At 62.8% G+C, this 23,151-nt stretch carries 23 protein-coding genes and 1 pseudogene; 6 read left to right on the top strand and 18 right to left on the bottom strand.

The genetic code is table 11. The annotated features are described in order from the left end of the window. Positions 1–18: 18 nt before the first annotated feature. On the bottom strand, positions 19–381 hold the full coding sequence (locus tag C2L64_RS35660; protein ID WP_007748872.1) for a translation initiation factor Sui1: 363 nt from the start codon (positions 379–381) through the stop codon (positions 19–21). 651 nt (positions 382–1,032) lie between these two features. Between C2L64_RS35660 and C2L64_RS35650 the strand changes: the two genes are divergently transcribed. Then, positions 1,033–2,022 carry a LysR family transcriptional regulator gene (locus C2L64_RS35650; RefSeq protein ID WP_007584910.1) on the top strand — a complete coding sequence of 330 codons (990 nt, stop codon included), beginning with the start codon at positions 1,033–1,035 and terminating at the stop codon, positions 2,020–2,022. On the opposite strand, the gene dmpG is transcribed toward C2L64_RS35650, so the two are convergent. From dmpG to C2L64_RS35605, 9 genes are all read right to left on the bottom strand, one after another. After that, on the bottom strand, positions 2,017–3,051 hold the full coding sequence (gene dmpG, locus C2L64_RS35645) for a 4-hydroxy-2-oxovalerate aldolase (RefSeq protein ID WP_007584909.1): 1,035 nt from the start codon (positions 3,049–3,051) through the stop codon (positions 2,017–2,019). The two genes, C2L64_RS35650 and dmpG, sit on opposite strands and share 6 nt — an antisense overlap. A gap of 11 nt (positions 3,052–3,062) precedes the next feature. Next, the gene (locus C2L64_RS35640; protein WP_007584908.1) at positions 3,063–4,034 is read right to left on the bottom strand and encodes an acetaldehyde dehydrogenase (acetylating); all 972 of its coding nucleotides are present in this window, start codon (positions 4,032–4,034) and stop codon (positions 3,063–3,065) included. 13 nt (positions 4,035–4,047) lie between these two features. After that, positions 4,048–4,842 carry a 2-keto-4-pentenoate hydratase gene (mhpD, locus tag C2L64_RS35635; protein WP_007584907.1) on the bottom strand — a complete coding sequence of 265 codons (795 nt, stop codon included), beginning with the start codon at positions 4,840–4,842 and terminating at the stop codon, positions 4,048–4,050. Positions 4,843–4,852: 10 nt separating this feature from the next. Next, the gene (locus C2L64_RS35630; protein ID WP_007584906.1) at positions 4,853–5,146 is read right to left on the bottom strand and encodes a YciI family protein; all 294 of its coding nucleotides are present in this window, start codon (positions 5,144–5,146) and stop codon (positions 4,853–4,855) included. 16 nt (positions 5,147–5,162) lie between these two features. Further along, complete coding sequence (locus C2L64_RS35625; protein WP_039900848.1) at positions 5,163–7,067, bottom strand: TRAP transporter large permease; 1,905 nt, start codon at positions 7,065–7,067, stop codon at positions 5,163–5,165. Between the two features lie 9 nt (positions 7,068–7,076). Continuing rightward, positions 7,077–7,601: a PPC domain-containing DNA-binding protein gene (locus tag C2L64_RS35620; protein WP_007584904.1), complete on the bottom strand. Its 525-nt coding sequence runs from the start codon at positions 7,599–7,601 to the stop codon at positions 7,077–7,079. Between the two features lie 91 nt (positions 7,602–7,692). Continuing rightward, entirely contained in the window at positions 7,693–8,730 is a 1,038-nt protein-coding gene (locus C2L64_RS35615; protein ID WP_007584903.1) for a TRAP transporter substrate-binding protein, read from the bottom strand. Positions 8,731–8,878: 148 nt separating this feature from the next. Further along, positions 8,879–9,220 carry a hypothetical protein gene (locus C2L64_RS35610; protein WP_007584902.1) on the bottom strand — a complete coding sequence of 114 codons (342 nt, stop codon included), beginning with the start codon at positions 9,218–9,220 and terminating at the stop codon, positions 8,879–8,881. Between the two features lie 20 nt (positions 9,221–9,240). Beyond that, positions 9,241–9,555, bottom strand: a complete 315-nt coding sequence (locus C2L64_RS35605) for a hypothetical protein (protein ID WP_007584901.1) — start codon at positions 9,553–9,555, stop codon at positions 9,241–9,243. A gap of 44 nt (positions 9,556–9,599) precedes the next feature. Between C2L64_RS35605 and C2L64_RS35600 the strand changes: the two genes are divergently transcribed. Continuing rightward, entirely contained in the window at positions 9,600–9,917 is a 318-nt protein-coding gene (locus C2L64_RS35600; RefSeq protein WP_007584900.1) for a hypothetical protein, read from the top strand. Positions 9,918–10,266: 349 nt separating this feature from the next. Here the strand turns inward: C2L64_RS35600 and C2L64_RS35595 are convergent. The 5 genes and pseudogenes from C2L64_RS35595 to C2L64_RS35575 form a co-directional block, all read right to left on the bottom strand. Next, positions 10,267–10,449 (bottom strand): annotated as a pseudogene (locus tag C2L64_RS35595) (IS6 family transposase); the annotation flags it as partial. A 221-nt stretch (positions 10,450–10,670) separates the two neighbouring features. Continuing rightward, the gene (locus C2L64_RS35590; RefSeq protein ID WP_007584898.1) at positions 10,671–11,657 is read right to left on the bottom strand and encodes an ABC transporter permease; all 987 of its coding nucleotides are present in this window, start codon (positions 11,655–11,657) and stop codon (positions 10,671–10,673) included. Next, the gene (locus C2L64_RS35585; RefSeq protein ID WP_007584897.1) at positions 11,654–12,634 is read right to left on the bottom strand and encodes an ABC transporter permease; all 981 of its coding nucleotides are present in this window, start codon (positions 12,632–12,634) and stop codon (positions 11,654–11,656) included. Before C2L64_RS35585 ends, C2L64_RS35590 begins: the two co-directional genes overlap by 4 nt. After that, positions 12,631–14,205 (bottom strand): sugar ABC transporter ATP-binding protein, encoded by a 1,575-nt coding sequence (locus C2L64_RS35580; RefSeq protein ID WP_007584896.1) that lies wholly within the window; start codon positions 14,203–14,205, stop codon positions 12,631–12,633. The genes C2L64_RS35585 and C2L64_RS35580 overlap by 4 nt, the downstream gene beginning before the upstream one ends. Positions 14,206–14,241: 36 nt before the next feature. Next, the gene (locus C2L64_RS35575; RefSeq protein WP_007584894.1) at positions 14,242–15,369 is read right to left on the bottom strand and encodes a sugar ABC transporter substrate-binding protein; all 1,128 of its coding nucleotides are present in this window, start codon (positions 15,367–15,369) and stop codon (positions 14,242–14,244) included. Between the two features lie 423 nt (positions 15,370–15,792). Here C2L64_RS35575 and C2L64_RS35570 point away from each other — a divergent pair, with 423 nt between their 5' ends. Both C2L64_RS35570 and C2L64_RS35565 read left to right on the top strand, forming a co-directional pair. Continuing rightward, on the top strand, positions 15,793–16,518 hold the full coding sequence (locus tag C2L64_RS35570) for a FadR/GntR family transcriptional regulator (protein ID WP_007584881.1): 726 nt from the start codon (positions 15,793–15,795) through the stop codon (positions 16,516–16,518). 576 nt (positions 16,519–17,094) lie between these two features. Next, positions 17,095–17,550 carry an HU family DNA-binding protein gene (locus C2L64_RS35565; protein WP_007584879.1) on the top strand — a complete coding sequence of 152 codons (456 nt, stop codon included), beginning with the start codon at positions 17,095–17,097 and terminating at the stop codon, positions 17,548–17,550. A gap of 239 nt (positions 17,551–17,789) precedes the next feature. Here the strand turns inward: C2L64_RS35565 and C2L64_RS35560 are convergent, their stop codons facing one another. Both C2L64_RS35560 and C2L64_RS35550 read right to left on the bottom strand, forming a co-directional pair. Further along, positions 17,790–18,902: a zinc ribbon domain-containing protein gene (locus C2L64_RS35560; RefSeq protein ID WP_007584878.1), complete on the bottom strand. Its 1,113-nt coding sequence runs from the start codon at positions 18,900–18,902 to the stop codon at positions 17,790–17,792. A 533-nt stretch (positions 18,903–19,435) separates the two neighbouring features. Then, positions 19,436–19,867, bottom strand: a complete 432-nt coding sequence (locus C2L64_RS35550) for an Lrp/AsnC family transcriptional regulator (RefSeq protein ID WP_007584877.1) — start codon at positions 19,865–19,867, stop codon at positions 19,436–19,438. Between the two features lie 218 nt (positions 19,868–20,085). On the opposite strand from C2L64_RS35550, the gene C2L64_RS35545 reads away from it, so the two are divergent. Further along, the gene (locus tag C2L64_RS35545; protein WP_007584876.1) at positions 20,086–21,147 is read left to right on the top strand and encodes an ornithine cyclodeaminase; all 1,062 of its coding nucleotides are present in this window, start codon (positions 20,086–20,088) and stop codon (positions 21,145–21,147) included. A 42-nt stretch (positions 21,148–21,189) separates the two neighbouring features. After that, positions 21,190–22,131 (top strand): citrulline utilization hydrolase CtlX, encoded by a 942-nt coding sequence (ctlX, locus tag C2L64_RS35540; RefSeq protein WP_039900868.1) that lies wholly within the window; start codon positions 21,190–21,192, stop codon positions 22,129–22,131. Between the two features lie 49 nt (positions 22,132–22,180). Here ctlX and C2L64_RS35535 read toward each other — a convergent pair whose 3' ends face one another. Next, on the bottom strand, positions 22,181–23,053 hold the full coding sequence (locus C2L64_RS35535) for a LysR family transcriptional regulator (RefSeq protein ID WP_007584871.1): 873 nt from the start codon (positions 23,051–23,053) through the stop codon (positions 22,181–22,183). Positions 23,054–23,151: the final 98 nt, after the last annotated feature.

The following is a 23,151-nucleotide window of genomic DNA, read 5'->3' as shown; positions in this document are numbered from 1 at the left end:
CGCCGCTCATTAAAGCAACTAGCCCCCGGCCCGCTTCGCGCTGTGACCGTCCTTTCTGAGCGCTTCGATGATCCGCTCGCAATGGTCACCCTGTACTTCAATCACGCCATCCTTGACCGTTCCACCAGAACCGCAGGCCGCGCGCAACTGCTTGCCTAGCAACGCCAAGGCAAGAGGATCGAGCGCCAGTCCTTTAACGATTGTCACGCTTTTCCCGCCACGGCCCTTGGTCACGCGAGTCACTCGTACCACGCCATCACCTACCGGCTGTGTCCTGGCAACCGCCTTGCAGACACATTCCGCGAGCACCTGTCTGCATTCGGGACACATCCGCCCGCCATCGGTGGAATAGACAAGGCCGCCTTTTGAACCACTCTTCATGATTGGCTTACTCAAAGACTAATCGGGACAAGTTTAGCAGGGGCGCATCCCACTGGGCGGGCCAAACAATGCGACGGGAGCGTGCGCCTTCGATTGGATTGCCGGCGCCATCCGAGTACCAAACTCCGTGAGATATCGCAGCCCCGCTGCATGAGCGACGGCCAGATTTCCAGAAGAAAGGGGAAATCGAATCGCGCTATTTAGATAAGTTTTTCTATATCAACAACACGATTTTGCAGAAAAACTCGTCGTGCGCAATTTGCAAACTCAATCCTCTAGAAATGCTATTCAATTATTATCTTCCGCATTGACGATAGGGTTCCTAAATTAGTTCGGATAGCCATACAAATCTCCCGGAACCGCTTCTTCAGAGACCCGACACCCGATGCGAGCTCACGCTCGGCGGCGCCACTCACGGACAGTCCTACTATCTCGTCGGAGACCCAGGAGGCTGCTCCGTAAGCAGCGGCCACGGTCACGAGAAGAGCAAGCGCATCCTGACCAATCGAGCGCGGATTGGCCGAGAAACGACGCCCGTCCTGGAAGGAGAATTTCGCTACAATCTGGCCAGCCCGCAGCCACATGACTCGAATGAGCGACGACAGGTCGCGTCGACATTGCTGAACGCCCTCTTCCTGACACAGACGCGCGATGGACATCAAGCACCTGCAATTATTATCCGACATCGTCGAGGCGGGCAGTCTCAGCAAGGTCTGCGCGTCCCGGGGCATGGCGCAGTCCGCCCTCAGCAAGCTGATCGCCTCGCTGGAAAGCGAATTTGGCGCGAGGCTCTTCTATCGCACCGGGCGAGGCGTGGTTTTGACGGAATTCGGGCAGTCCATCATGCCGCGGGTGAAATCGCTGCTTGGCGAGTTCGAGCAACTGAGGAGCGAGATCAGCGACCGCGCAGACGTGCCCAGCGGGCCGGTCAGGCTGGCTCTGCAGGCATCGATCACGCAGCACATCGTCGGCCCGCTGTTCCGGCAAGTGCGGGCCGACTTTCCGAAGATCGAATTACGATTGATGGAGGGATTCGCCGGCAATATCGAAGAGGCGCTGGCGAGCGGCCGCACCGATATAGGCGTGTTCTCGCGGTATGGTGACCGTCTCCACAAGACGGACGAGCCGCTCGCCACCGACGAACTGTACCTGATCGCCCCCGCCGGCGATCCGAACGTCGCGAAGCCGAGCTGCCGGTTCGCCCATGCCGCTGCCCTGCCGCTCGTGCTGCCCGGCGCGCCGGACGGCTTTCACATGATGTTGCTCGACGAAGCGAAGAAAGCAGGCGTGCCCCTGAATACCCAGATCGAGGTCGACTCGCTCACGGCAATGCGCGAGGTCGTCGCCAATGGCGCCGCCTACACGATCCTGACCCGGCAAGCCGTGGAAGTCGAGATGCAGCTCGGGCGGATCGGAGTCAGCCGCATCGTCGATCCAGTACTGACGCGCACGCTGGTGCTCGCCACCAGCACCCAGCGGCCCCTGACCCACGCTAGCCGGACAGTCATCAACCTGATCCGGAAGCTGACACAGGCCAGCGCGCCCGCCGCACAGCAGACAGCGACGGCAACCAAGCCAGCGAAGGCAACGACGGCAGGCACTGCTTCCGCGGGTACCCGCCGGCGCGCCACCCGGTCATGAGGCGCAGGCCTGCGCGCTCCCGCGCTTCCCCAACAGGTCGAGCGCCACGTCGACGATCATGTCCTCCTGGCCGCCCACCATACGACGCTTGCCGAGTTCGACCAGGATGTCGACGGCTTTGATTCCATACTTCGCCGCGGCGGCCTCGGAATGCCGGAGGAAACTCGAATAGACGCCGGCATAGCCCAGCGCCAGCGTTTCCCTATCGACCCGCACGGGCCGGTCCTGCAGCGGCCGGACGAGGTCGTCGGCCGCATCCATCAGCCTGAACAGGTCGCAGCCGTGGTGCCAGCCCAGGCGGTCGGCGGCGGCAATGAAGACTTCCAGCGGGGCGTTGCCCGCCCCCGCGCCCATCCCGGCCAGGCTTGCATCGACCCGGTCGCAGCCCTCCTCCACCGCGACGATCGAGTTCGCCACGCCGAGCGATAGATTGTGGTGCGCGTGGATGCCGACCTCCGTCTTCGCGTCCAGCACGTCCCTGAATGCGCGGATCCGATCACGGACGTCCTCCATGCCCAGCGCCCCGCCGGAGTCGACCACATAGACGCAGGTCGCCCCGTAGCGCTCCATCAGCCTGGCCTGCTCGGCCAGCTTCGCCGGCGTGGTCATGTGGCTCATCATCAGGAAGCCCGCGGCATCCATGCCTAGCCCGCGCGCGGTCTCGATGTGCTGTTTCGCGACGTCCGCCTCCGTGCAGTGCGTGGCGACCCGGACCACACGGGCACCTGCGGCGTAGGCTTCCTTCAGATCGTGGACCGTGCCGATGCCGGGCAGCAGCAAGGTGGCGATCCTGGCCTCCTTCACGACGTCGGCAACGGCCTCGATCCATTCGAGGTCAGTGTGCGCGCCGAAACCGTAGTTGAAGCTCGACCCTTGCAGGCCGTCGCCGTGCGCGACTTCGATCGAGTCGACGCCAGCCTCGTCCAGCGCGCGGGCGATGGTCCTGACATGCTCCACGCTGTATTGATGACGGATCGCATGGCTGCCGTCGCGCAGCGTGACATCGGATACGTAGATCTTCTTGCTCATGTTCGGCTCCTTCAAATGGCAGTCGCGGCGCTTTCGACCATGCTTGCGGCGATCCCCCCGGCAATCCGCCCGGCGATCTGCTCGGCCGTCGACAGGGCCGCGCTGGTCATGATGTCCAGGTTCCCGGCGTAAGCCGGCAGGTAATGCGCCGCCCCTTCGACTTCCAGCAGCACGGTCGTCTTCAGACCGCTCACGCGTCCGATTCCCGGCACGTTCAGGTCGTGCACACGGTCGAACTGGACCTCCTGTTTGAGCCGGTAGCCCGGCACATAACGCTGCACGGCCGCCACCATGTCCGCCACGGACGCGGCCACCCGCGCTTCGTCCGTGTCTTCGCTCAGGCAGTAGACAGTGTCTCGCATCATCAGCGGCGGTTCGGCCGGGTTGAGCACGATGATCGCCTTGCCGCGTTCGGCACCGCCTACCGTCTGGATTGCGCGGGAAGTGGTCTCGGTGAACTCGTCGATGTTCGCGCGCGTGCCCGGCCCCGCCGAGCGGCTGGAGATACTGGCGACGATCTCCGCGTAACGGACTTTCGCCACGCGTGACACGGCCGCCACGATGGGAATGGTGGCCTGCCCGCCGCAAGTGACCATGTTGACGTTCGGTGCGTCGAGGCAACTGTCGCCGTTGACCACCGGCACGCAATACGGGCCGATGGCCGCCGGCGTCAGGTCCACCATCCGAACCGCGGGCTTGCGCTCGCGCAGAAAGCGCTCGTTGGCGATGTGAGCGGCGGCGCTGGTGGCGTCGAAGACGAGCTCGATGTCGCTGAATGCCGGCAGCCGCGCCAGTCCTTCGACACCCTCATGGGTCGTCGCCACGCCCAGCCGAGCAGCGCGTGCCAGCCCTTCCGATTGCGGGTCGATGCCGACCATGGCCGCCAGTTCCACGTGGCGGCCATGCCGCAGGATCTTGATCATCAGGTCGGTGCCGATATTGCCGCTGCCGATGATGGCAGCCTTGATCTTTCTCGTTGACATTCAATGCTCCCGTTCAATGAGCGGCGAAGGCCGTCCGGACAACGCCCAGGCCCGCGATGGTGGTTTCGATGAGGTCGCCCGGCGCGACGCTGACCATTGGGCCGAGGGCGCCCGTCATGATGACGTCGCCCGCGCGCAGCGGCCGGCCGACCTCGGCCATCTTGCGGGCCAGCCACAGCGCGGCGTTCAGCGGATGGCCGAGGCAGGCCGCGCCGACGCCGAGCGAGACGACCTCGCCGCGACGCTCCATCAGCATCCCGCAGGTGCGCAAGTCCACCTCCGACAACTTGCGCGGCTGGGTGCCGAGCGTATATAGACCTGACGAAGCATTGTCGGCGACTGTATCCAGCAAACCGATGTCCCAGTCCCTGATCCGGCTGCCGACGATCTCGACGGCAGGCAACACGTAAGCGATGGCCGACACCAGTCGCGACAGCGTCACCGGTTCGCTGTCCAGGTCGCGCTCCAGCACCACGGCCAGTTCGGCCTCGACCTTCGGCTGCAGCACGCGCCCGGGCGCCACCTCCTCGTCGGGGGCAAGTTCCACGTCGGCGAACAGCATGCCGAAGTCCGGCGCATCGACGCCGAGTTGTTGCTGCACGGACTTCGAGGTCAGGCCGATCTTGCGGCCCGTCAGGCGCCGTCCGCTCTCGAGCGCGTGCTGCGTGTTGATGTCCTGGACGGCATAGGCGCCTGCGACGCCCATTGCGGCCAGCGCGTCCCGTACGGGTGGGATGGGCTGCCGCTCCCGGACGGCATCGCGAAGCGATGTCGCCAGTCGCTGCAGGACGGCAGTATTCATGGTCATGGGTGGCTCCTCAAAGCGGCGGGTTCAGGTTGTCGGCGCTCGCGAAGACGAGCGTCCAGGGCTTCATGACGATCCCCGTGAACAGCGACGCCTTGGCGAACGGGTCGTCGGCGGCGAGCTTCGTGGCCTCGCTCTCATTGGCGACCTCGTAGACGAACAGCGCGCCGCTGCCATCGGCGAACGGGCCGGCGACGACCAGCCGCCCCTGTTGCAACAGGTCCTGCAGGTAGGCCCGATGGGCGGGCCGGAATTGGGCGAGCCGCTCGGGCTCGTTGGCGTACTCGATAAAGGCTGCAAATTTCATGTCAGTGCTCAATGACTCAGTGAGGAAGGAATCCGATGGAGATCCACGGCACGGCGGCAATCACCAGCGTCCCGACGATCAGGGAGATCAGGTAGCGCCAGATGTGGCGCGCGCCCTCGCTTGGCTTCGTGCGGCTGATGGCGCAGGCGGCGTAGTAGCCGACCCCGAACGGCGGCGCGAACAGGCCGATGCCCATCGCGAGGACGACGATCATCGAGTAGTGCACGTCGTGGATGCCGAGTTGCCGGGCGATCGGGAACAGCAGCGGACCGAACAGCACGATGGCGGGAATCCCTTCCAGCACGCTTCCAAGCAGGACGAAGGCCACGATCGAGACCGCGATGAACGCGGCGGCCCCGCCCGGCAGCTTCGCCATCGCAGCCGCCAGATCGCTGGCGAAGCCGGACTGCGTCAGCGACCAGGCCATGCCCGTAGCGGTCCCGATGATCAGCAGGATCGCGCCGGACAGCGCCGCGGTGTCCACCAGCGCCGGCCAGATCCGCCGCACGTCGAACTTCCGGTACACCAGCAGCCCGACAGCGATTGCGTAGACGATGCCGATGGTGGACACCTCCGTCGCCGTCGCGATGCCCTCCATCACCGCGGTGCGAATGACGAATGGCAGCGCCAGTGCGGGCAGCGCTACCAGCAGGCTCTTGCCGACCGCGCTCCAGCTTGCGCGCGGACTGCATGCGGCGCCCGCCTTGCGCGCCCGCCACCACACCACTGCGCCGAGCATCAGCGCCAGCACGACGCCCGGCAACAGGCCGGCCGTGAACAGGTCGGCAATCGAGATGCCGGTGACCGAGCCGATGGTGATCAACACGAGGCTCGGCGGAACGGTCTCGGTCTGCGCGCCGGTGGCCGCTAACAGCGCGAGCATGTCGCCCTCGTCCGCGCCGCGCTTCTTCATCTCCGGGAACAGCGCTGGGGCGATCGCCGCCATGTCCGCCGCCTTCGCGCCGGAGATGCCCGACACGAGGTACATCGCGCCGATCAGCACGTAGGACAGTCCACCCCGAATATGTCCGAGCAGGTTGGCCAGGAACTGCACCATGGCCCGCGCCATCGAGGTCATCTCGATCAGCATCCCGAGGAAGACGAACAGCGGCACCGCTAGCAGGATCAGGTGCGACATGCCTTCGTCCATCCGGCCGACGACAACGATAGTCGGCGTCGATGTAGTGAGCGACAGGTAACCGAACGTTGCGAGTCCGAACGAAAATGCGATGGGCACGCCGGCAAACACCAACAGGCCGACGATGCCCACGAAGAACAACAGCAGATTGCCATTGCCCAGGCCTTGCAACATTGGCTGCAGGCAGACCAGCGTGCCCACGACGGCGCCGCTCGCGGCAAGCGCGACCAGCACCGTGCGCGGTCTGGCCGTGGTCAGCAGCCGCACCACGCTCATTAGCAGGATCAGCACGATCCCGACGGGTAGCGCGGCGGCACGCCAGGCGTTGGAGATGTCCAGGGCCGGCAGCGTGACCAGCGCCTCCTCGCTGGCAAACTCGTACGCTGGCGCGGCCACGAGTGCGAGCCATGCCAGCGCGGCAACCGTCGCCACGAGTTCGAACACGCTGCGCCATTGCGGCCCCGCCTTGTCGACCAACGCGGTCATGCGCATATGGCTGCCGCGCCGGAAGGCTACCGCCGAACCGAGCATGATGAGCCAGATGAACAGCAGCGACGCCAGTTCGTCGACCCACACCAGCGGCGTGTGCAGTACGTATCGGCTCAGGACGCCGCCGAACAGCACCCCGACCTCGGCAACCACCAGCAACGCGGACGGCACCTCCGCCAACGCGCCCAGCACCTTGTCCGCAAGCTGCAGCGCCCGGGCCGGCGTGCCGCCTCGAACCTCATCCACGGGGCAGTCGATGCCCCTCGGAGCCACTTCGACGATAGGGTTAGACATGACGCCCCCTTACTTTTGCGGCAATCCGAGGACGTTGGCCTCGATCTCGGGATCGGTGAAGCGCGCGAGGCGCTCCGGGTACACCGTGACGGTGATCTCGCACGAGCCCGTCCCGACCGTCAATCCAAGCAGGTGGCCGCCGGCCGCTCCGAAGCTGCCGTCCGTCACCGTGCCGTGCGCGTGGATGGACGGCTTGCCTTCCTTCCACGCGATGGAACCGGTCATGTTGGCCATCTCGACGTTGTGATACGTCTTCGGGTCGAACTGCTTGCGGTTGAAGTCGTAGAAGCCGAACGTCGCCTCCGACATGAAGCCGATGCCGACGAAACTCGCGCCTGGAATCTTCTCGTCCCGCGCCAGTTGCTCGAGGTTTTGCAGCACGTTGTCGCCGTGCCGCAGCACCATCAGGTAGCCGGTCGGGGTCTTCATGAACTTTCCTTTGAGCTCGGGCGTCTGCGCCCCGCCGTACGTCGCGATGCAGGAAAGGGTGAGGCCAAGTGTCAGGACCGATACCGCGCGCTTCACAAAATTCATGATGTCTCCTGGAATTCGAGTGCGAGCGCAGCCGTGGCAGTGGCGCAATGCCACCGGCCATCGGTACGCCGTATGGGGAATTGGGTCGTGACTACGCGAGCCGGCCCGCGTATTTCTCCAGCAGCGCCCAGCTCCCGGCCGGGAACTTCTGCTGCCAGCCCGCGTAGAAGCCGGCCTTGCTCAGGTAATCGCGGAAGACCTGCACGTCAGGCTGGTTGAAGACCATTCCGCGGCCCTTCAGCTCGTCTCGCAGGCGACTGTTCAGCGCCGCCACCGCCTGACGTTGCTTCACGGCGTACGCGTCGAACGTGGTGGCAGCGAGTTGCCGCAGGTCCTCGGGCAGCGCGTTCCACGTGCGCAGGTTGGCGACGAGCCAGAAGCCGTCCCAAACGTGCGAAGTGAGCGAGCAGTACTTCTGGACCTCGTACAGCTTCTGCGTCTGCAGGATGGTCAGCGGGTTCTCTTGCCCGTCAACGACTCTCGTCTGCAGCGCCGTGTACGTTTCCGCCATGTTGATGCCGGCAGGCGCGGCGCCGAAGGCCTTGAACATCGTGGTGAGCGCCGGACTGAGCGGCACGCGGATCTTGAAGCCGTTGAGGTCTTGTGGCGTGTTGATCTGTCGGCTGCTACTGGTGACCTGGCGGAAGCCGTGGTCCCAGATTTTCGGCAGCGGCATTAGATTGACCTTCGCGAATTCGCCACGGATATGCGCGCCCAGCTCGCCGTCCATGGCCTTCCACACCTGGTCGTAGCCCGGAAAAGCGAAGCCGATTCCGCTGATGGAGGCCACCGGTACCAGCGTGCCCCAGATCAGGCCTGCCGTGCTGACGAAGTCGATCGCGCCGGCGCGGACCTGCGAGATCATGTCAGTGTCGTTGCCCAACTGGCTGTTTGGGAACACACGGATATTCAGGCGCCCGTTCGAGGCGCGGGCAATCTCCGCCGCCGCGGCGGTGAGATTGACGGTGGTCGGATGCGTTGCGTCGAGCGCAATGCCGAGCTTGTAGTTGTAGACCTGCCCTGCCGCGCGCGCCGGCGTACCCGTCAACAGGCCGGAAGCGGCGGACGCCGCCGCCATCGCAAAACCCTGCTTGAGCGCCAGCCGGCGCCCGCTGTTGAACCCGCTCATCACTTGTCTCCTTCAACCCGAGTCGGCGCTTGCGCGCTTTACTCCGGTCCCATGCAACATGGGTTGCTGGGGTCTGATTTATAGTGTGCTGCGGCAGGGCGGCGGTGGCCTCACCGGCCACCCTGGCCTTTTATGCGGCTTATGAGGCTTATGCGGTTTGGGCCGCCCGGGCTTCCCGGCTGCTCAGGTACTTCGAGAAGCTCCGCGCGCCGTCCCAGTCCTGAATCAGCGTCAGCCGGCGCTTCAGGAACAGCCCGTCGGCCACGCGTTCGGCGAACGCCTCGAAGGTTTCGGTCGGATCGTCGATCTCGAAAACGAAATAGACCTTGGCTTCCTCGTTGGACAACCACGGCCCGGCCAGCAGCTTCAGGTCACCCGGCAGGTTGTGCGGGCGCACGCCGTTGCGCAGGTTGCCGAGAAAATCGACGACGCCCTGCATGGTCTTCGGGGACATGTCGCGCAGCCAGACTTCATTGAAAAACTTAGGCATCTTTCTTCCCTCCGGTAGCTTCAGACCGACACGCGGTCGGTGTAGGCCTTCATCTGGTTCCAGTCCGACAGCAGCGTGAGCTTGCGGCTGGCGAACAGTCCGCTGACCACGCGCTCGGCGTAGGCGTCGAACATGGTCGAGGGATCGTCGATCTCGAAGATGAACATCACTTTCGCTTCCTCGGCGGACAGCCACGGGCCGGCGACCATACGCAGGTCGGGCGGCAGATTGTCGGGCTTCGCGCCGATGCTCAGGTTGCCGAAGAATGTCACCGCCTCTTCGATCACCTCGGGTTTGATATCGCCAAGCCAGACTTCGTTGAGAAACAGGGGCATTGATGTCTCCAGGTCGATGTTCGGGCCGCAGGAGCTGCGGCGCGATGACCCAAGCATATGAAATGGCCCTTCCGCGTCATATCCTCAAAGTGAGATATCAGACTTTCCGTGGTGAGGTAGCCATGGCGCACAAACTCGAAGATCAATTACGGGTCAACCTGCTCTGCCACCTGGTCATTGGCCAGCTGATTGCACGCGCGAGAACGGGCGACTGGCTCCGGACCGATCATTTCGTCGAATCGAAAAGGTTGCGGGCGCAGGTGAGTGGCGTTTCTCCTGACTGGCTTGAAAGTGCGCGACTCGCGCCGTGTCGGTGCAGCTTGCAACTTCGATATGGGCAATCGAACTGCTGCATGACGTAGACAAACTCTCAGGGCTCTTTACCGACAACTGCCGGGTTGATTAAGACTCCCGATCGTGCTCGGCATATACGACGTTTGCGCATCCCGGCTGGAGACATGGCGGTACGAGTCATAGCCGGCACGCTTACGATCGGCCAGGTACCGGCGACATTTCCGCGCCAGCCCCCAACGAACGGGGGCGGCCAGGCTGCCACAGGCGTCACGGCCCGTTCTCGACACTCCCGTACCTGGAGTTGAACGCACTTTTCTGATCGCTGTCGGCCGAGCGGCAAACGAGATCTCGCCAAGCAGCTGGGGCTGTGGTGCAAATAAAAGTTAGAGAGGAATCGCGGCTCGTTGATGGGTTGCTTCAAGATGCAGAAAGTACGGCATTCCAGACAACGGGAGCAGCGGTATCTTTGAGAGGCAGTTTGGTGAGGTCGAACTGACCTTTGCGAATGCGATGCATCAGTTCGATGCCGGAAATCGTAACTGCGCCGCTCCTGAAGCATTTGAGGCCCAGCATCGCGTTGATCCTGGACGTTGAACCGCGAGCTTGAACTGTCCGCACTCTCATTTGCACCAGAGCCTTCAGCATCAGCAAAGGGGCGCCCGGTGGCAAACAGGGCGGTTGTCATGCCGCGGGTGCACAGCAGAGGAGAAACCGATGACGCGATTCTGACGAGTCGTGGGCATGTGACCGTAACTGGGCCAGTTGCGGTCAGCCAACGCCGCCGCTCCAATCGTTTTCAGTCGGCCGCTCAAGCTCGAAACCTACACCTCCCGCCTGCTGCGCCCATACAGCAGCAGCATCGCCGCGATCACCACGCCGTAGATGATCTGACGTCCGGCCTCCGGCATCTGTGCGACCGAGAGGATCGACTGCAGCAGCGTGATGAGGATCGCGCCAGCCACGGTGCCGAGATACGAACCCCGGCCACCCAGAATCGACGTGCCGCCGAGCACGACCGCCGCGATCGCCGGCAACAGGTAAGCATCGCCCATCGACTGCGCCGCCTTCGACGCATAACCCGCGAGCAGCACGCCGCCGAACGCCGCGAACGCGCTGCACACGGCGAACGCGGCCACCGTGACGAGCCGCGTATCGATGCCGGAAAGATATGCCGCGCGCTCAGCGTTGCCGATCGCGTACAGCGTGCGGCCGAAGGTCGTGCGCGACAGCAGGAACATCGTGGCGCCGCCGATCAGCACCCAGAGCGCGACGGCATTCGGTACGCCCGGTACGAGCCAGCCCGCCGCGAGCCATCGCATCACATGTGGCGCGGAATCCTGTGGCGACGATCCCCCCGTGTAGACGATCATGATGCCCTGCGCGACCGCATTGGTTGCGAGCGTCGCGATCATCGACGGGATGCGCAGCAACGCGACAAGGATGCCGTTGACGATGCCGATCAGCACGCCGCAACCGATCCCGACTGGAATGGCGAGGATGCCTCCAAGTTCGCCGTGCCCCGCGACGGCGCACGCCATCATTGCGCCGACCGTGATCGTCCACGGCAGCGACAGGTCGATGTGGCCGAGCAGTATCACCATCATCAGGCCGGTCGCGATGATGCCAAGGAACGCGCCGACCTTCAGCTGCAGCAGGATGTATTCCGGTGACAAGAAGTTCCGCGAAAACATCCCGCCGACCAGCAGCAGCGCGATGATGCACGCGAATGCGATAACGATCGGCCGGTCGATTTTGCGCGTGAGCCTCGACATGAACGCGGTCCAGCCGGTGGCGGAAACCTCGCTCATTGGAACCACTCCAGACGGTTGCGCACCCTGAACAGCCCGCACGCGCCGATCGCGACAGCGAGCAGCAGAATCACACCCTGGAACAGCGGCTGCCACAGCGCATCGACGTTGAACACGAACAGCAGGTCGCCGATAGAGCGGAATGCGAATGCGCCGAAGATCGCGCCGATCGCGCTGCCCTTGCCGCCGAGCAGTGACACGCCGCCGATGACCACGGCGGCGATCGAAAACAGCGTATATGAGTTGGCGCTTCCGAGGCTCGCGTCTCCCGTGTCGGTGAAGAACGTCAGAAAGAGGCCGCCGATCGCGGCGAGCAGGCCGGCCAGCGTATAGCTCGCGAACTTCGCGCGCAGGATCGGCATGCCGGACAGGAAGGCCGCGGATTCGGACGAGCCGGTCGCGTACGCAGCGCGCCCGACCACCGAACGTTTGAAAGGAATCCAGATGATCACCACAGCTGCTAGCAGAATCAGCAGACTCGCGGGCACGACGCCGGCGACCTTGCCGGTCAGTGCGTCGGCGAGGTCCTCGTTGATCGATCCGCCTGGAACCGGGCGCAGCAGCAGCGCCAGTCCGTAATATACGGCGCCCGTCGCGATCGTCGTCACGATCGGCTGCAGACGGCCGTAAATGATGATTACGCCGTTGAGCGCGCCGCACAACGCGCCGGCCGCGAGCACACCGGCGATGCCGAGCGTGCTGTGCAGCGCGTCACCTGTGATGATCCACGATCCAACGCAATTCGTCAGCACGAGCGTCATGCCGATCGACAGGTCGATGCCGGCCGTCAGCACGACGAGCGCCTGACCCATCGACACCAGCGCGAGCAGTACCGCCTTGTTCGCTGCCGTCTGAAACACGTTCGCCGACAACGTCGACGGATAGTTGAAAAGGTAGATCGCGAACATCAGTACGAACAGGCCGAACGCGAACGTCGTCCCGCGATTTTCCGCATACCAGTAACGCAGCCCGCTCATAGCGCAATTCCCGTGGAAGGCGAAATCTGTCCGACGGGCAGGTCCAGTGCACTTGCTATCAGGTTTTGCTCGGTGATCTCCGACCCGACAAGTTCCTTCTTGATCCTGCCTTCGTATAGCACGAGCACGCGGTCGCAGCAGCCGATCAGCTCGTCATAGTCGGTCGAATAGAAAACGATCGCGGCGCCTTCGTCGGCGAGACGCCTCAGCAGCTGATAGATCTCCTGCTTGGTGCCGACGTCGATGCCGCGCGTCGGGTCGCTGAGGAGCAAGATTCTCGGCTGCCGGATCAGCCACTTCGCGATCACCACCTTCTGCTGGTTGCCGCCCGACAGCGAGCCCACGGCCGCGTCGACGCTGAACGACTTGATCGCGAGGAGCTCCATCACCCCGTCGACGAACGACTGCTGGCGGTCGCGATCGATCACGCCTGCCGTGGACATCCGATCGAGTGCGGCAAACGACAGATTCTCGCGCACCGACATCGGCAGCATCAGGCCTTCCGTCTTGCGGTCCTCCGGAATCAACGCCATGCCGATTCCGTTGGCGCGCGCGACCACGGGGCTCGCGATCGACACGGCCTTGCCGTCGATCTCGATCTTGCCCGTGCAACCGCGCAACACGCCGAACAACGCGAGCAGCAGTTCGCGCTGCCCTTGCCCGTCGAGGCCGCCCAGCCCGAGAATTTCACCGGGCTTCAACGAAAAGCTGACGCCCTGCAGCGTGTCGTTCCACGCGAGATCACGACAGGCGAGAACCGTTTCGGCGGCGGGACGGCGCTCGGCCTTGTCCGCGGGTTTGTCTGCGGGTTTGCCTGGGAACGCATGCTCGTACTTCCGGCCGATCATCATTTCGACCACCTCATTGTCGGAGCGCGTGCCCGCCTCGAAGCTCATCACATGACGACCGTTCCGGTAGACCGTGCATTCGTCCGCGAGCGCCTTTATCTCGTGCATCCGGTGCGAGATGAACAGCAGCGCGAGTCCCTCGTCGCGCAGGCGCTTGAGCACCTCAAAGACGCGCGCCACGTCGGCCGCGGTCAGTGCCGACGTAGCCTCGTCGAGGATCAGGATGCGCGGCTCACGCGCAAGCCCCTTTGCAAGCTCGACCATCTGCTGACGCGACAGCGGCAGGTCCCGGACTTTCGCGAGCGGATTGATGTCGGCCGCGCCCGCGCGGGCGAGCGCGGCCTCGGCCTGGCGGCGCTGCGCCCGGCGGTCGATCATGCCGAAGCGTCGCGGCGGGTTCGAAGCGAAGATGTTGTCCGCGACGCTCAGGTCAGGGATCAGCGACAGCTCCTGATACACGCAGACGATGCCGGCCGCGTTCGCCTCGGCGGGCGACGCGAACGAGACTTGACGACCATCGAGGTGCATCGTTCCCTCGTCCGGCTGCACGACGCCGGACATCACCTTCAGCAGCGTGGACTTGCCCGCGCCGTTCTCGCCGAGGATTGCATGGATGCGTCCCCTGCGCACAGCGAGGTCCGCGCGTTCCAGCGCGACGGCGCCTCCGTAGCTTTTCGACACGCCAGACGCCTCAAAGAACGGCTGCTCCTCGTCCTGCCGCATGCTTCGTCTCCCGTCACGTCGCTAACCATCAGCCAATCACTGGTTGCCCTGGTTCTGCTTCATGATTTCCTGCGCGGAAAAGTTGATGCCGCAAGTCGGAAACGAATTGCCGACGAAGAAGTTGTCGGACTCATCGGGGAAGTAGTTGACGCCCGCCTTCAGCGCCGAATCGTCGGTGACGTCGAGCGGCAGCTTGATCGAGACCGGGACCGTCTGGCCGCCGAGCGCAGCGAGTGCCGTTTTTATCGCCACCGCCACCTGCGCGGGACCGGTGCCCGCTGACGTGCACTTCAGGCCTTGGCTCCCATACTGCGCGCAGAACTTGCGAAAGCCGTTCTCCGTTTCGCCGCCAAACGGCACGAACGGATGTTTCGCATCGATCATTGCGCGCACGACACCCGTGTCGCCACCCTGCGCCGAAATTCCATCGAAGTGGCCCTGCACGGCAATCGCGTCGGCGGCGGCCTTCTGCGCGACGCCGTCGTCCCACTTGCCATAGACCTCGACGATGTTCCACTTCTTGCCGGTCGCCTTCAATGTGCTCTGGAAACCCTTGTGCCGGTCAGTGTCGACCGATGTGCCTGCCACCCCGCGGACCTCGAGCACCTTGCCTCCGTTCGACAGATGGCTCGCGAGCCACTTGGCCCACAGCACGCCAAGTCCGTACTGATCGACGTCGACGTTGATCGCATCCTCGCTGTCGAGCGTATTGTCGAACGCGACCAGCACGACGCCGGCTTTCTTGGCGCGGCGGATCGCGGGTCCGAATGAAGAGGGGTTCTGCGCGTTAACGATGATCGCGTCATAGCCGGCATCGATGAAGTTGTTGACGGCCGAGATCTGCGCCGGTACGTCTTCGCCGGTCGAGACGACCTTGAATTCCTTGAGCTTGGAGGCGACGTCCGGTAACGCCGCATAGGCTTTGGCGGTCTTGATCATCTGGATGCGCCAGGTGTTTGCGATATAGCCGTTCACGAGCGCGACCCGATAGGGCCCGTTCTTCTTCGGATACTTAACGAACTTCGTATCGCTCTTCCACGGAACCATGCACGTGGGATCGCTTGACGGCCCGGAAACGATCGACGCCTGCGCGAAAGCCGCGCTTGCGCACAGCGCCAATGACGCGGCCGCCGCCGCGCGAATCACCTGGATTCCTGAAAGCATGTTGCCTCCGTTTCGTTGGATTTAACTTACCGACTGCCGGCGCACAAGGCTCGTAGTGGATTGCCGAAACGGTGTGCGTGATGTAGGGAATCTTGCGAATATGCTAGAGCGGAACTGGATCGGACTCGTCGAATCAGCGGAATGGCCTATTCAAAGGCGCCTCTCGAAGCGAAACGAGCGGCATGCGCGAACACCGCCCCATCTGACAGAATGGATTGTTACTGGCATACCAATCTGCGCGCGATAGTGGTTTACCAGCGAGCCCGGTGCCCGGCTCGAACGGGCTGAAACCCACGCCGTTTCTATGCTTGATCGACAAAGACCGGAGCTGCCGTAGACAGACGGCGTGACACGGGAATTGGTGTACCATTTTTCTGACCTTCAGCCACCGCCCGGCGGCTTCGACGATTTCGAGAATTCTGGATGTCCGATCTTTCGCACACGCTAACCGGCCGCGCCGACGCGGACGCTGGCGACCGTTCCTATGTCGGGCTGGCGAAGCAGATCTACGACCTGATCGCGGCTGACGATGTCGGACCTCGCGCCCGCCTGCCTTCCGAGCGAACGCTAGCCGAGCGTTTCGGCGTGAGCCGCACGCAGGTGAGGGAGGCGATCATCGCGCTGGAAGTCCAGGGCGTAGTCGAGGTGCGTGTAGGGTCGGGCATCTATGTGGCCAAAGCACCGGAGGCGCGGTCCGTCACGTTCGAACTGCCGCGCGGGCTAGGCCCGATTGAGACGCTGCGCGCACGGGCGGTGATCGAAAGCGGGATCGCGGCGCTCGCCGCGACCGAACGCAAGGATTCGGACCTCGACCAGATCTTCGCCGCGTTGCGCGCGATGCGCGAGAACATGGACGACAAGGCTGCGAATGAGGCCGCTGACCGCGAGTTCCATCTGGCGATTGCACGGGCAACAGGAAACGAAGTGCTCCGGCTCGTGGTGGCCGCGATGTGGGACAACTCCCGCGCCGACCCGTTGTGGAAAAAGATTGAGGAGCACTTCCATACGCCCGCGTTGCGGGAAGCTTCGCAGGAAGACCATCAACGTATCTTTTCGGCCATCATGGCGCGCGACGCGGCCGCTGCGCGCATGGAGATGCACGCGCATCTCGCGCGCGTGATCGGCGAGTTCACGCAGGCCTGGCGTTAGCACAACTTTCGCTATTCGCCGTTCTCGCGCAGGCTTACGCGGATGAGATTGGCGATGGCTGGGCGGTGATTTTCGGCGGTGGCGCCGGTGACCGGTCGGTCGCCCCGAGCGGCACTTGCAGTTCGAGGCGACGAGCCCAAGGGATGATGCATTGTCCTCGCGGCATGTGCAGCAAGGTGGCTCCGGCCGGCTACCGACTAAGGCTTCATCTGGCAAGGGCGGTACCTCTAGCCGTGCCCGGAGGTGGCGACGGGGGCACCGGATTGCGCTGAGTTGGAGCGCATCGTGCCGCCCTCTCTTCTCTGACGGCAGCCATAGACCGAGTCCAGAATCCGAAGCAATCCTAGGCATCCCGAAAACACTCACCTGTAGTCAGTAGCCATCCGTCGTCTATAAGGGGGGACATCCCCCAACTTTTGAGTCCGTCGAGCGGAATTGTGTTGCGGGAAGATCATTTCAGTGCCTGTTTTAAGGCTTTTTCTTGACACATAGCACACAGGACGTCATAGAATGCCTGTGCTTGCCGCATGAACTGCGGCGAGCACCTCCTAATTCGAAAGTGAGTCATCCACGACTATGGCAAAGACTGCAACGAAGACGGCAACCAAGACCGCAACGAAGGCTGCTCCCAAGGCTGCTCCGAAAGCTGCCAAACCGGCTACCAAGGCTGCACCGGCAAAGGCTGCAAACGGGACGGCGAAAAAGCTGGTCGCTGGCGCACCCGTGAAAGAGACGTTCACGAAGGCGTCGCTCGCCAATCACGTTGCACAGGCGGCTAACGTTGAGCCGAAGGCTGCGAAAGCGATTCTCGCCGCGCTGGAAGACACCATCCTCGGCTCGGTTCACAAGAAGGGTGCCGGCGAATTCACGCTGTCGGGTCTTCTGAAGATCACGGTTCAGCAAGTGCCCGCGAAGAAGAAGCGCTTCGGCAAGGATCCGTTCACGGGCGAAGAACGCTGGTTCGACGCGAAACCGGCGACGGTTCGCATCAAGGCGCGCGCTTTGAAGAAGCTCAAGGACGCGGCAGCATAAATGCAATGGCTTTGATCTGCTGCCTCACAAGCAGCAACCTGTGCGGGCGCCGATTCGGCGCCCGTGTTCATTTCAGCCCTCGCATGCCTCGCTATGCACGGTGGCGGCCCTTCACGTTCGCTACGTTTGGCTCCCTTAGAATCTCACCTATCCGTTCCGACCCAACTGTCCATCTGCTAACCAGCTGGTGTGAGCAAGGCGCTTTCCGTTGGGAAGCGAATCCAGAAAAATTGGTTCTGTCAGTTACTTGCTGGCGGACGCTCACCGGGTTCTGCAGAGCGGAGCTCCGCCGTCTCCGTCACAGGCTCGCCGCACTGGTTGCAGAAAGGGAAAAAGGCGAAGTTACGGCCGCCGCAGGCGCAGACTTTGAAAAGATTCAGCCCGCAATGGATGCAGTACGAGGCCTGCTCGCCGCCAAGATGCCACGGCTTGTCGCACGACGGGCACAGCTTCTTCTGGAATGTACTGAGCGCCTTTTCGTAGTCGACGCCACGTGCGCGTTCGGTTCGACTCTGTTCCAGATCGGCGCGCTTTCGCTCGACATATTTCTGGAACGCACGGAGCATGTAGATACCAGCGAACACGACGAGCGCGATACCCACCAGCACGCGTACATATCCCCCGAAACTGGGCAGGTACGGGACAAGCTCGACGAAGAACGCCGTCAGCGCGAAGAGGCCAAAGCCGTACACGAACGGCCAGTATCGCCTTTTGCGAAAGCGGATGAAAAGCCATACGGCAACGACGAGAAGCGGGAGCGTCAACGCAAGGCGCCACCCGAACACGATGAGCTCGTAACGACGGCTTGCCGCCTCGTAGCGCTTGTCGGCGGCCTGCCTTGCGGCCGCGATCTCGATGCGCAACTGGTTCAGGTGCGCGTCGATCTGGCGGGCCTGATCGGCGAGCGCATTCTGCTGGCTTTGCCAGCCCGCGACACTCGCCTGAAGTTCGTCGAGCTTCTGTGTCCGTGCAAGCAATTCCGGATCATTGCGGCTATCCCCCGTGGCCTGTCTGGTCGCAATCCAGTTCCTGAAACTCTCACGCGCCTCCACGTACAGCTTGCCTGCGCGGTCGTGAGCAATGCGAGCGTTCTCCATCTTGTCATTCAGTGCGTCCCGCTGAAGCTGCAAATCACGCATCTGCACATCGAGCTGTGAGGTCGCTGCTTCGCTGAACTGCGCGGCATTCGGTGGCCCGCCACGCGGCGCATAAATTAGATCGCGGATCACGAGCGAGCCCAACATGTTCAGGAAGATCGCGAAGGCGATCGCGATGATCCAGGAAGCGATTTTCAGAAGACGTGCCGGCCGCGAATATGCCTGGCTGTTGCCCGTGTTGATCTCTTTTCTCATAAGAGGTGACCCTTACGTCTGTTGCGGAACCCCGACGTCGCGCGCCCGGACTGCTGGAAGCGCGAGGATGATGCCGTCCTGCCACGAAAGAACGGCAGAGCTGCCCTCGTACGGAGCCCCCCTCCTTACCAGAACCGCCCAGCCCTCACCCTCCTCGAAGACAGTCACCCAGTCAACAGGATTCCTTGTATCGCGAAGTCCCGGGGCATCCACCCGTCCGATATCGGGCGGGCGGACTTTGTGGCGCCATGAGTCCAGTTTCACTTATTCGGTGCCAAATAGAATCGCCATTCTGTCCTCTTCGGTAGCGTGGGGCATAGGACGGATTTCGTAGTAAATCGAGCAGAGTTCGACCAGATCCTTTACCTTCATGTCGTCATGGTGTGAGTTGATCCATCGAACGAGCCGGTGTCGGACGAAATCTTGCGTCAGGTTTACCTAGTTTTTTATTTTATTGTTATCGAACAAAAGAAGCCCAATCCACCGATGAGACGAATCGCTACGGAAAACACACGAAGTCTCTTTGCTCCACGTCAGGCCTTGTGAGTCGACAGCAAAATGCTGGTCTCGCTATTCGCAATCCCGTCAATCATGCGAATCGCCCCCAGCACGCGATCGAAATTCTCCAGCGAGTCCGCATGCAGTTCGGCGATCAGATCCCAGCGCCCGTTAGTGCTGTGAATCGTCGCTACGTTCGGATGCCCGCGCAGCACCTTGATCACTTCAGCGGCGCGATTGCCGTGCACGGCAATCGACATCAGCGCGCGGATCCGATGCTTCTCCGCCGCCTGCTTGAGACGCACCGTATAGCCCACGATCACACCATTCTTTTCCAGCCGGGCCAGCCGGTTTTGTACCGTTGCGCGCGCGACTCTTAGTTCCTTCGCGAGCGTGACGACAGAGGCACGAGCGTCGTCGCGCAACAGGGCGATGAGTTGGCGATCGACGTCGTCGAGATTGATCATGTCAGTACCTTTGGTGCGATGAGCAGGCTTCGAGCATACGGCTGCTGCGCCATGTGCAACATCCGCAATCGAACAGAATGCCAGCATGAGCTATCAGAATGCCGGAAACATTAGCAATTTTGACAAGTTTGCCATCTTTCTGTTGGCTTCACGGGCGGAAATAATGTCTCTATCGGGCGGCGCATCCAGGCCGCAAGATCATCACCGGAGACAAAACCATGACCCGCTTCCTCGACGTTCCCGCCACCAGCCGCCTCGTTGCGAGCGTCGGCGTGCCGCGCTTTATCGACGAACTCGTCAGCACCTTGCGTGCCGACTTTCTTCGATGGGCGGAATTCGACAAATCGCCGCGCGTCGCGTGCCATTCGCGCGATGGTGTGATCGAACTGATGCCCGTCGCCGATGCGAAGCTGTTCGCCTTCAAGTACGTCAACGGCCATCCCGTCAACGCGCAACGCGGCATTCACACGGTGATGGCATTCGGTGCGCTCGCCGATGTAGATACTGGTTACCCTTTGTTGCTTGCCGAACTCACGCTGACCACCGCGCTGCGTACCGCGGCGACCTCGGTGCTCGCGGCCAAAGTGCTCGCGCGTCCCGACTCGAAAACGATGGCGCTGATCGGCAACGGCGCGCAAAGCGAATTCCAGGCGATCGCCTTTCACACGCAACTCGGCATCGACGAAATCCGTGTGTTCGATGTCGATTCGCACGCAACCGACAAGCTCGTTCGCAATCTGTCCGCCTGGCCTGCGCTGCGGGTCGTGCGCGCAACATCGACTGCCGAAGCCGTGCGCGGCGCCGATATCGTCACGACCGTGACCGCCGACAAGGCCTACGCGACGATTCTCATGCCGGACATGATCGAGCCCGGCATGCATCTGAACGCAGTGGGCGGCGATTGCCCCGGCAAGACCGAACTGCATGCCGACGTGCTGCGCATGGGCCGTGTGGTCGTCGAGTACGAACCGCAAACGCGTATCGAAGGCGATATCCAGCAGATGCCCGCCGACTTTCCCGTCGTCGAACTCTGGCGCGTGCTGAAGGGCGAGGCCGCAGGGCGTGAAAGCGCATCGCAGGTCACGATTTTCGATTCCGTCGGCTTCGCGCTCGAAGACTATTCCGCGCTGCGCTATCTGTACGCGCTCGCGATGCAGTACGCCGCTGGCACAGAGATTTCTCTGATTCCCCCCGCCACAGATCCGAAGAACCTCTTTGCGTTGATCGGCACCCAGAGCGCGCCTGCGCCGCAACAACCCGAGATCGAACTGGTGCATTGAATCACCATCGTTTCATTGCTCAACCGTCTTCTGCGTGCACACATGAACCGCTTGTCGATACAGGCCCCGTCGGCCGTCGTAATGGTACGACCGCATCGCTTCACACCCAATCCCGAAACCGCCGGCGACAACGCCTTTCAGCGCGCGCCCGTCTGGCATGACCATACCGATGCGCGCGCTCTGGCCGACGCCGCGCGCGACGAAGTGACGGCCGCCGCGCAACGCCTGTCCGACGCGGGCGTCCGCGTGCATGTATTCGATGACCCCGGGGACAACGGCACGCCCGACTCCGTCTTCCCCAACAACTGGTTCTCGACGCATCCGGGCGGCCATGTCGCGCTATATCCGATGTACAGCCGCAACCGCCGACGCGAGCGACGCACGGATGTGATCGAGATGCTCAAGGCGGAGTATCGGGTGCAGGACGTCGTCGACTATTCGGGCCTCGAACACGACGATATTTTTCTGGAAGGCACGGGCGCGATGGTGCTCGATCACGTTACACGCATCGCGTACACGGCGCGGTCGCGGCGCGCGGACCCCGTCGCGCTCGAACGCTTCTGCATGCATTTCAACTTCGAGCCGATGTGTTTCGATACGGCTGATTCGAATGGGCAACCGGTCTATCACACGAACGTGATGATGAGCGTCGCGACGGACTTCGCGCTCGTTGGCTTCGACGTGATTAGCGATGCGGCCCGGCGCGAGCACATTCATCGGTGTCTCGCGGAAACGGGACGCACGGTGATCGCGCTCGACAATGAGCAGCTTGGTCATTTCGCTGGCAACGCGCTGGAACTGACAGGCCGCGACGGCCGCGTGCTCGCGCTCTCCCGGCGTGCACTCGGCTGTCTCACGCAGCGGCAGCGCAGGCTGATCGAGCGGTCCGCGCAGCTGTTGCCGCTCGACGTACCGACTATCGAACTGGCGGGTGGCTCAGTGCGTTGCATGCTCGCCGGGATTCACCTGGCGCGTCGCGGCTGAAGTTCGCTTTAAAACTGGCACCTTTCGAACGAGTCTTCGATCACCCGGCTTACCGACCCAACCGCTCCCGAAGAAATCCGATGAAGTGCTGTGTTTTCGCGGGCAGCAGGCGGGTTTCCGTGATTGCGTAGACTGGCGTGGCGATGCCGTCCCATTCGGGCATGATGTGGCGCAGCTTCCCGCCGGCCAGTTCATCTGCGACGATTTCTTCGGGCAGCAGCACGATGCCCATATCGAGCGTCGCCAGCCGCCGGATCATGCCGACGCTGTTGAGCGTGAACCGTCCTCCCACAGGCACCGTGACGCTCCGTCTTCCGTTGTTCAATGTCCACGCGCCCGCTCTCAGGATGCCCAGGCACTCGTGTCGTTCCAGATCGACGGGCTTGCGCGGCTCGCCAGCCTGTTCGAGATAACCCGTCGATGCGTATAGCCTGGGCCGAAGCGACGCCAATGGCCGCGCGATGAGCTGCGAATCCGCGGGCTCGCCGATGCGAATCGCTACGTCGAAGGGTTCGCTGACCAGATCGACTTGCCGTGGCGTCAAGTCGAAGTCGAAGGTGATGCCGGGGTAGAGGCCGGCGAATTCGGCGATCAATGGCGCGAGGTACGTCACGGCGAAGTCGACTGGCAACGACGCGCGAAGCACGCCGCTGGGGTTCGCAAGCATGTCGCCGAGCTGCTCGTGCGCGAGGCGTGCTTCGTCGACGATGCGTTTGCAGCGCTCGAAATAGAGCTGCCCGGCTTCCGTCAGCTCGATCCTGCGTGTGGTCCGGTGCAGAAGACGCAATCCGATCGCCTTCTCCAACGTCGCGATGCGCCGGGACAACGTCGAGTTCGGCATATCCAGCACCTGCGCAGCGTGACGAAAGCCTTTGGCTTTGACGACCTCGACGAACAGCGCCATGTCATTGAGTAGCTCCACGTCTACTGCTCCATCAATGGATCAATGTTCTGCAAATTACCATATTTATCCCGAGGGTGAAGCAGGCGATGATCTCTATGCCTGACGAGTGCACTACC

It is taken from the genome of Paraburkholderia hospita (assembly GCF_002902965.1).
Taxonomy (GTDB): Bacteria; Pseudomonadota; Gammaproteobacteria; order Burkholderiales; family Burkholderiaceae; genus Paraburkholderia; species Paraburkholderia hospita.
Note: the sequence above shows the minus strand (reverse complement) of the source record. Positions and strands in the feature narration are given on the sequence as shown.

Excerpts from the sequence above, each read along its gene's own strand:
- mhpD (WP_007584907.1), bottom strand. The coding sequence starts at position 4,842 with ATGACCATGAATACTGCCGTCCTGCAGCGACTGGCGACATCGCTTCGC.
- C2L64_RS35580 (WP_007584896.1), bottom strand. The coding sequence starts at position 14,205 with ATGCGGCAGGACGAGGAGCAGCCGTTCTTTGAGGCGTCTGGCGTGTCG.
- C2L64_RS35600 (WP_007584900.1), top strand. The coding sequence starts at position 9,600 with ATGACCCAAGCATATGAAATGGCCCTTCCGCGTCATATCCTCAAAGTG.
- C2L64_RS35620 (WP_007584904.1), bottom strand. The coding sequence starts at position 7,601 with ATGAATTTTGTGAAGCGCGCGGTATCGGTCCTGACACTTGGCCTCACC.
- C2L64_RS35550 (WP_007584877.1), bottom strand. The coding sequence starts at position 19,867 with ATGATCAATCTCGACGACGTCGATCGCCAACTCATCGCCCTGTTGCGC.
- C2L64_RS35565 (WP_007584879.1), top strand. The coding sequence starts at position 17,095 with ATGGCAAAGACTGCAACGAAGACGGCAACCAAGACCGCAACGAAGGCT.
- C2L64_RS35570 (WP_007584881.1), top strand. The coding sequence starts at position 15,793 with ATGTCCGATCTTTCGCACACGCTAACCGGCCGCGCCGACGCGGACGCT.
- C2L64_RS35585 (WP_007584897.1), bottom strand. The coding sequence starts at position 12,634 with ATGAGCGGGCTGCGTTACTGGTATGCGGAAAATCGCGGGACGACGTTC.
- C2L64_RS35605 (WP_007584901.1), bottom strand. The coding sequence starts at position 9,555 with ATGCCCCTGTTTCTCAACGAAGTCTGGCTTGGCGATATCAAACCCGAG.
- C2L64_RS35575 (WP_007584894.1), bottom strand. The coding sequence starts at position 15,369 with ATGCTTTCAGGAATCCAGGTGATTCGCGCGGCGGCGGCCGCGTCATTG.
- ctlX (WP_039900868.1), top strand. The coding sequence starts at position 21,190 with ATGAACCGCTTGTCGATACAGGCCCCGTCGGCCGTCGTAATGGTACGA.
- C2L64_RS35630 (WP_007584906.1), bottom strand. The coding sequence starts at position 5,146 with ATGAAATTTGCAGCCTTTATCGAGTACGCCAACGAGCCCGAGCGGCTC.
- dmpG (WP_007584909.1), bottom strand. The coding sequence starts at position 3,051 with ATGAGCAAGAAGATCTACGTATCCGATGTCACGCTGCGCGACGGCAGC.
- C2L64_RS35545 (WP_007584876.1), top strand. The coding sequence starts at position 20,086 with ATGACCCGCTTCCTCGACGTTCCCGCCACCAGCCGCCTCGTTGCGAGC.
- C2L64_RS35610 (WP_007584902.1), bottom strand. The coding sequence starts at position 9,220 with ATGCCTAAGTTTTTCAATGAAGTCTGGCTGCGCGACATGTCCCCGAAG.
- C2L64_RS35640 (WP_007584908.1), bottom strand. The coding sequence starts at position 4,034 with ATGTCAACGAGAAAGATCAAGGCTGCCATCATCGGCAGCGGCAATATC.
- C2L64_RS35590 (WP_007584898.1), bottom strand. The coding sequence starts at position 11,657 with ATGAGCGAGGTTTCCGCCACCGGCTGGACCGCGTTCATGTCGAGGCTC.
- C2L64_RS35660 (WP_007748872.1), bottom strand. The coding sequence starts at position 381 with ATGAAGAGTGGTTCAAAAGGCGGCCTTGTCTATTCCACCGATGGCGGG.
- C2L64_RS35560 (WP_007584878.1), bottom strand. The coding sequence starts at position 18,902 with ATGAGAAAAGAGATCAACACGGGCAACAGCCAGGCATATTCGCGGCCG.
- C2L64_RS35625 (WP_039900848.1), bottom strand. The coding sequence starts at position 7,067 with ATGTCTAACCCTATCGTCGAAGTGGCTCCGAGGGGCATCGACTGCCCC.
- C2L64_RS35650 (WP_007584910.1), top strand. The coding sequence starts at position 1,033 with ATGGACATCAAGCACCTGCAATTATTATCCGACATCGTCGAGGCGGGC.
- C2L64_RS35615 (WP_007584903.1), bottom strand. The coding sequence starts at position 8,730 with ATGAGCGGGTTCAACAGCGGGCGCCGGCTGGCGCTCAAGCAGGGTTTT.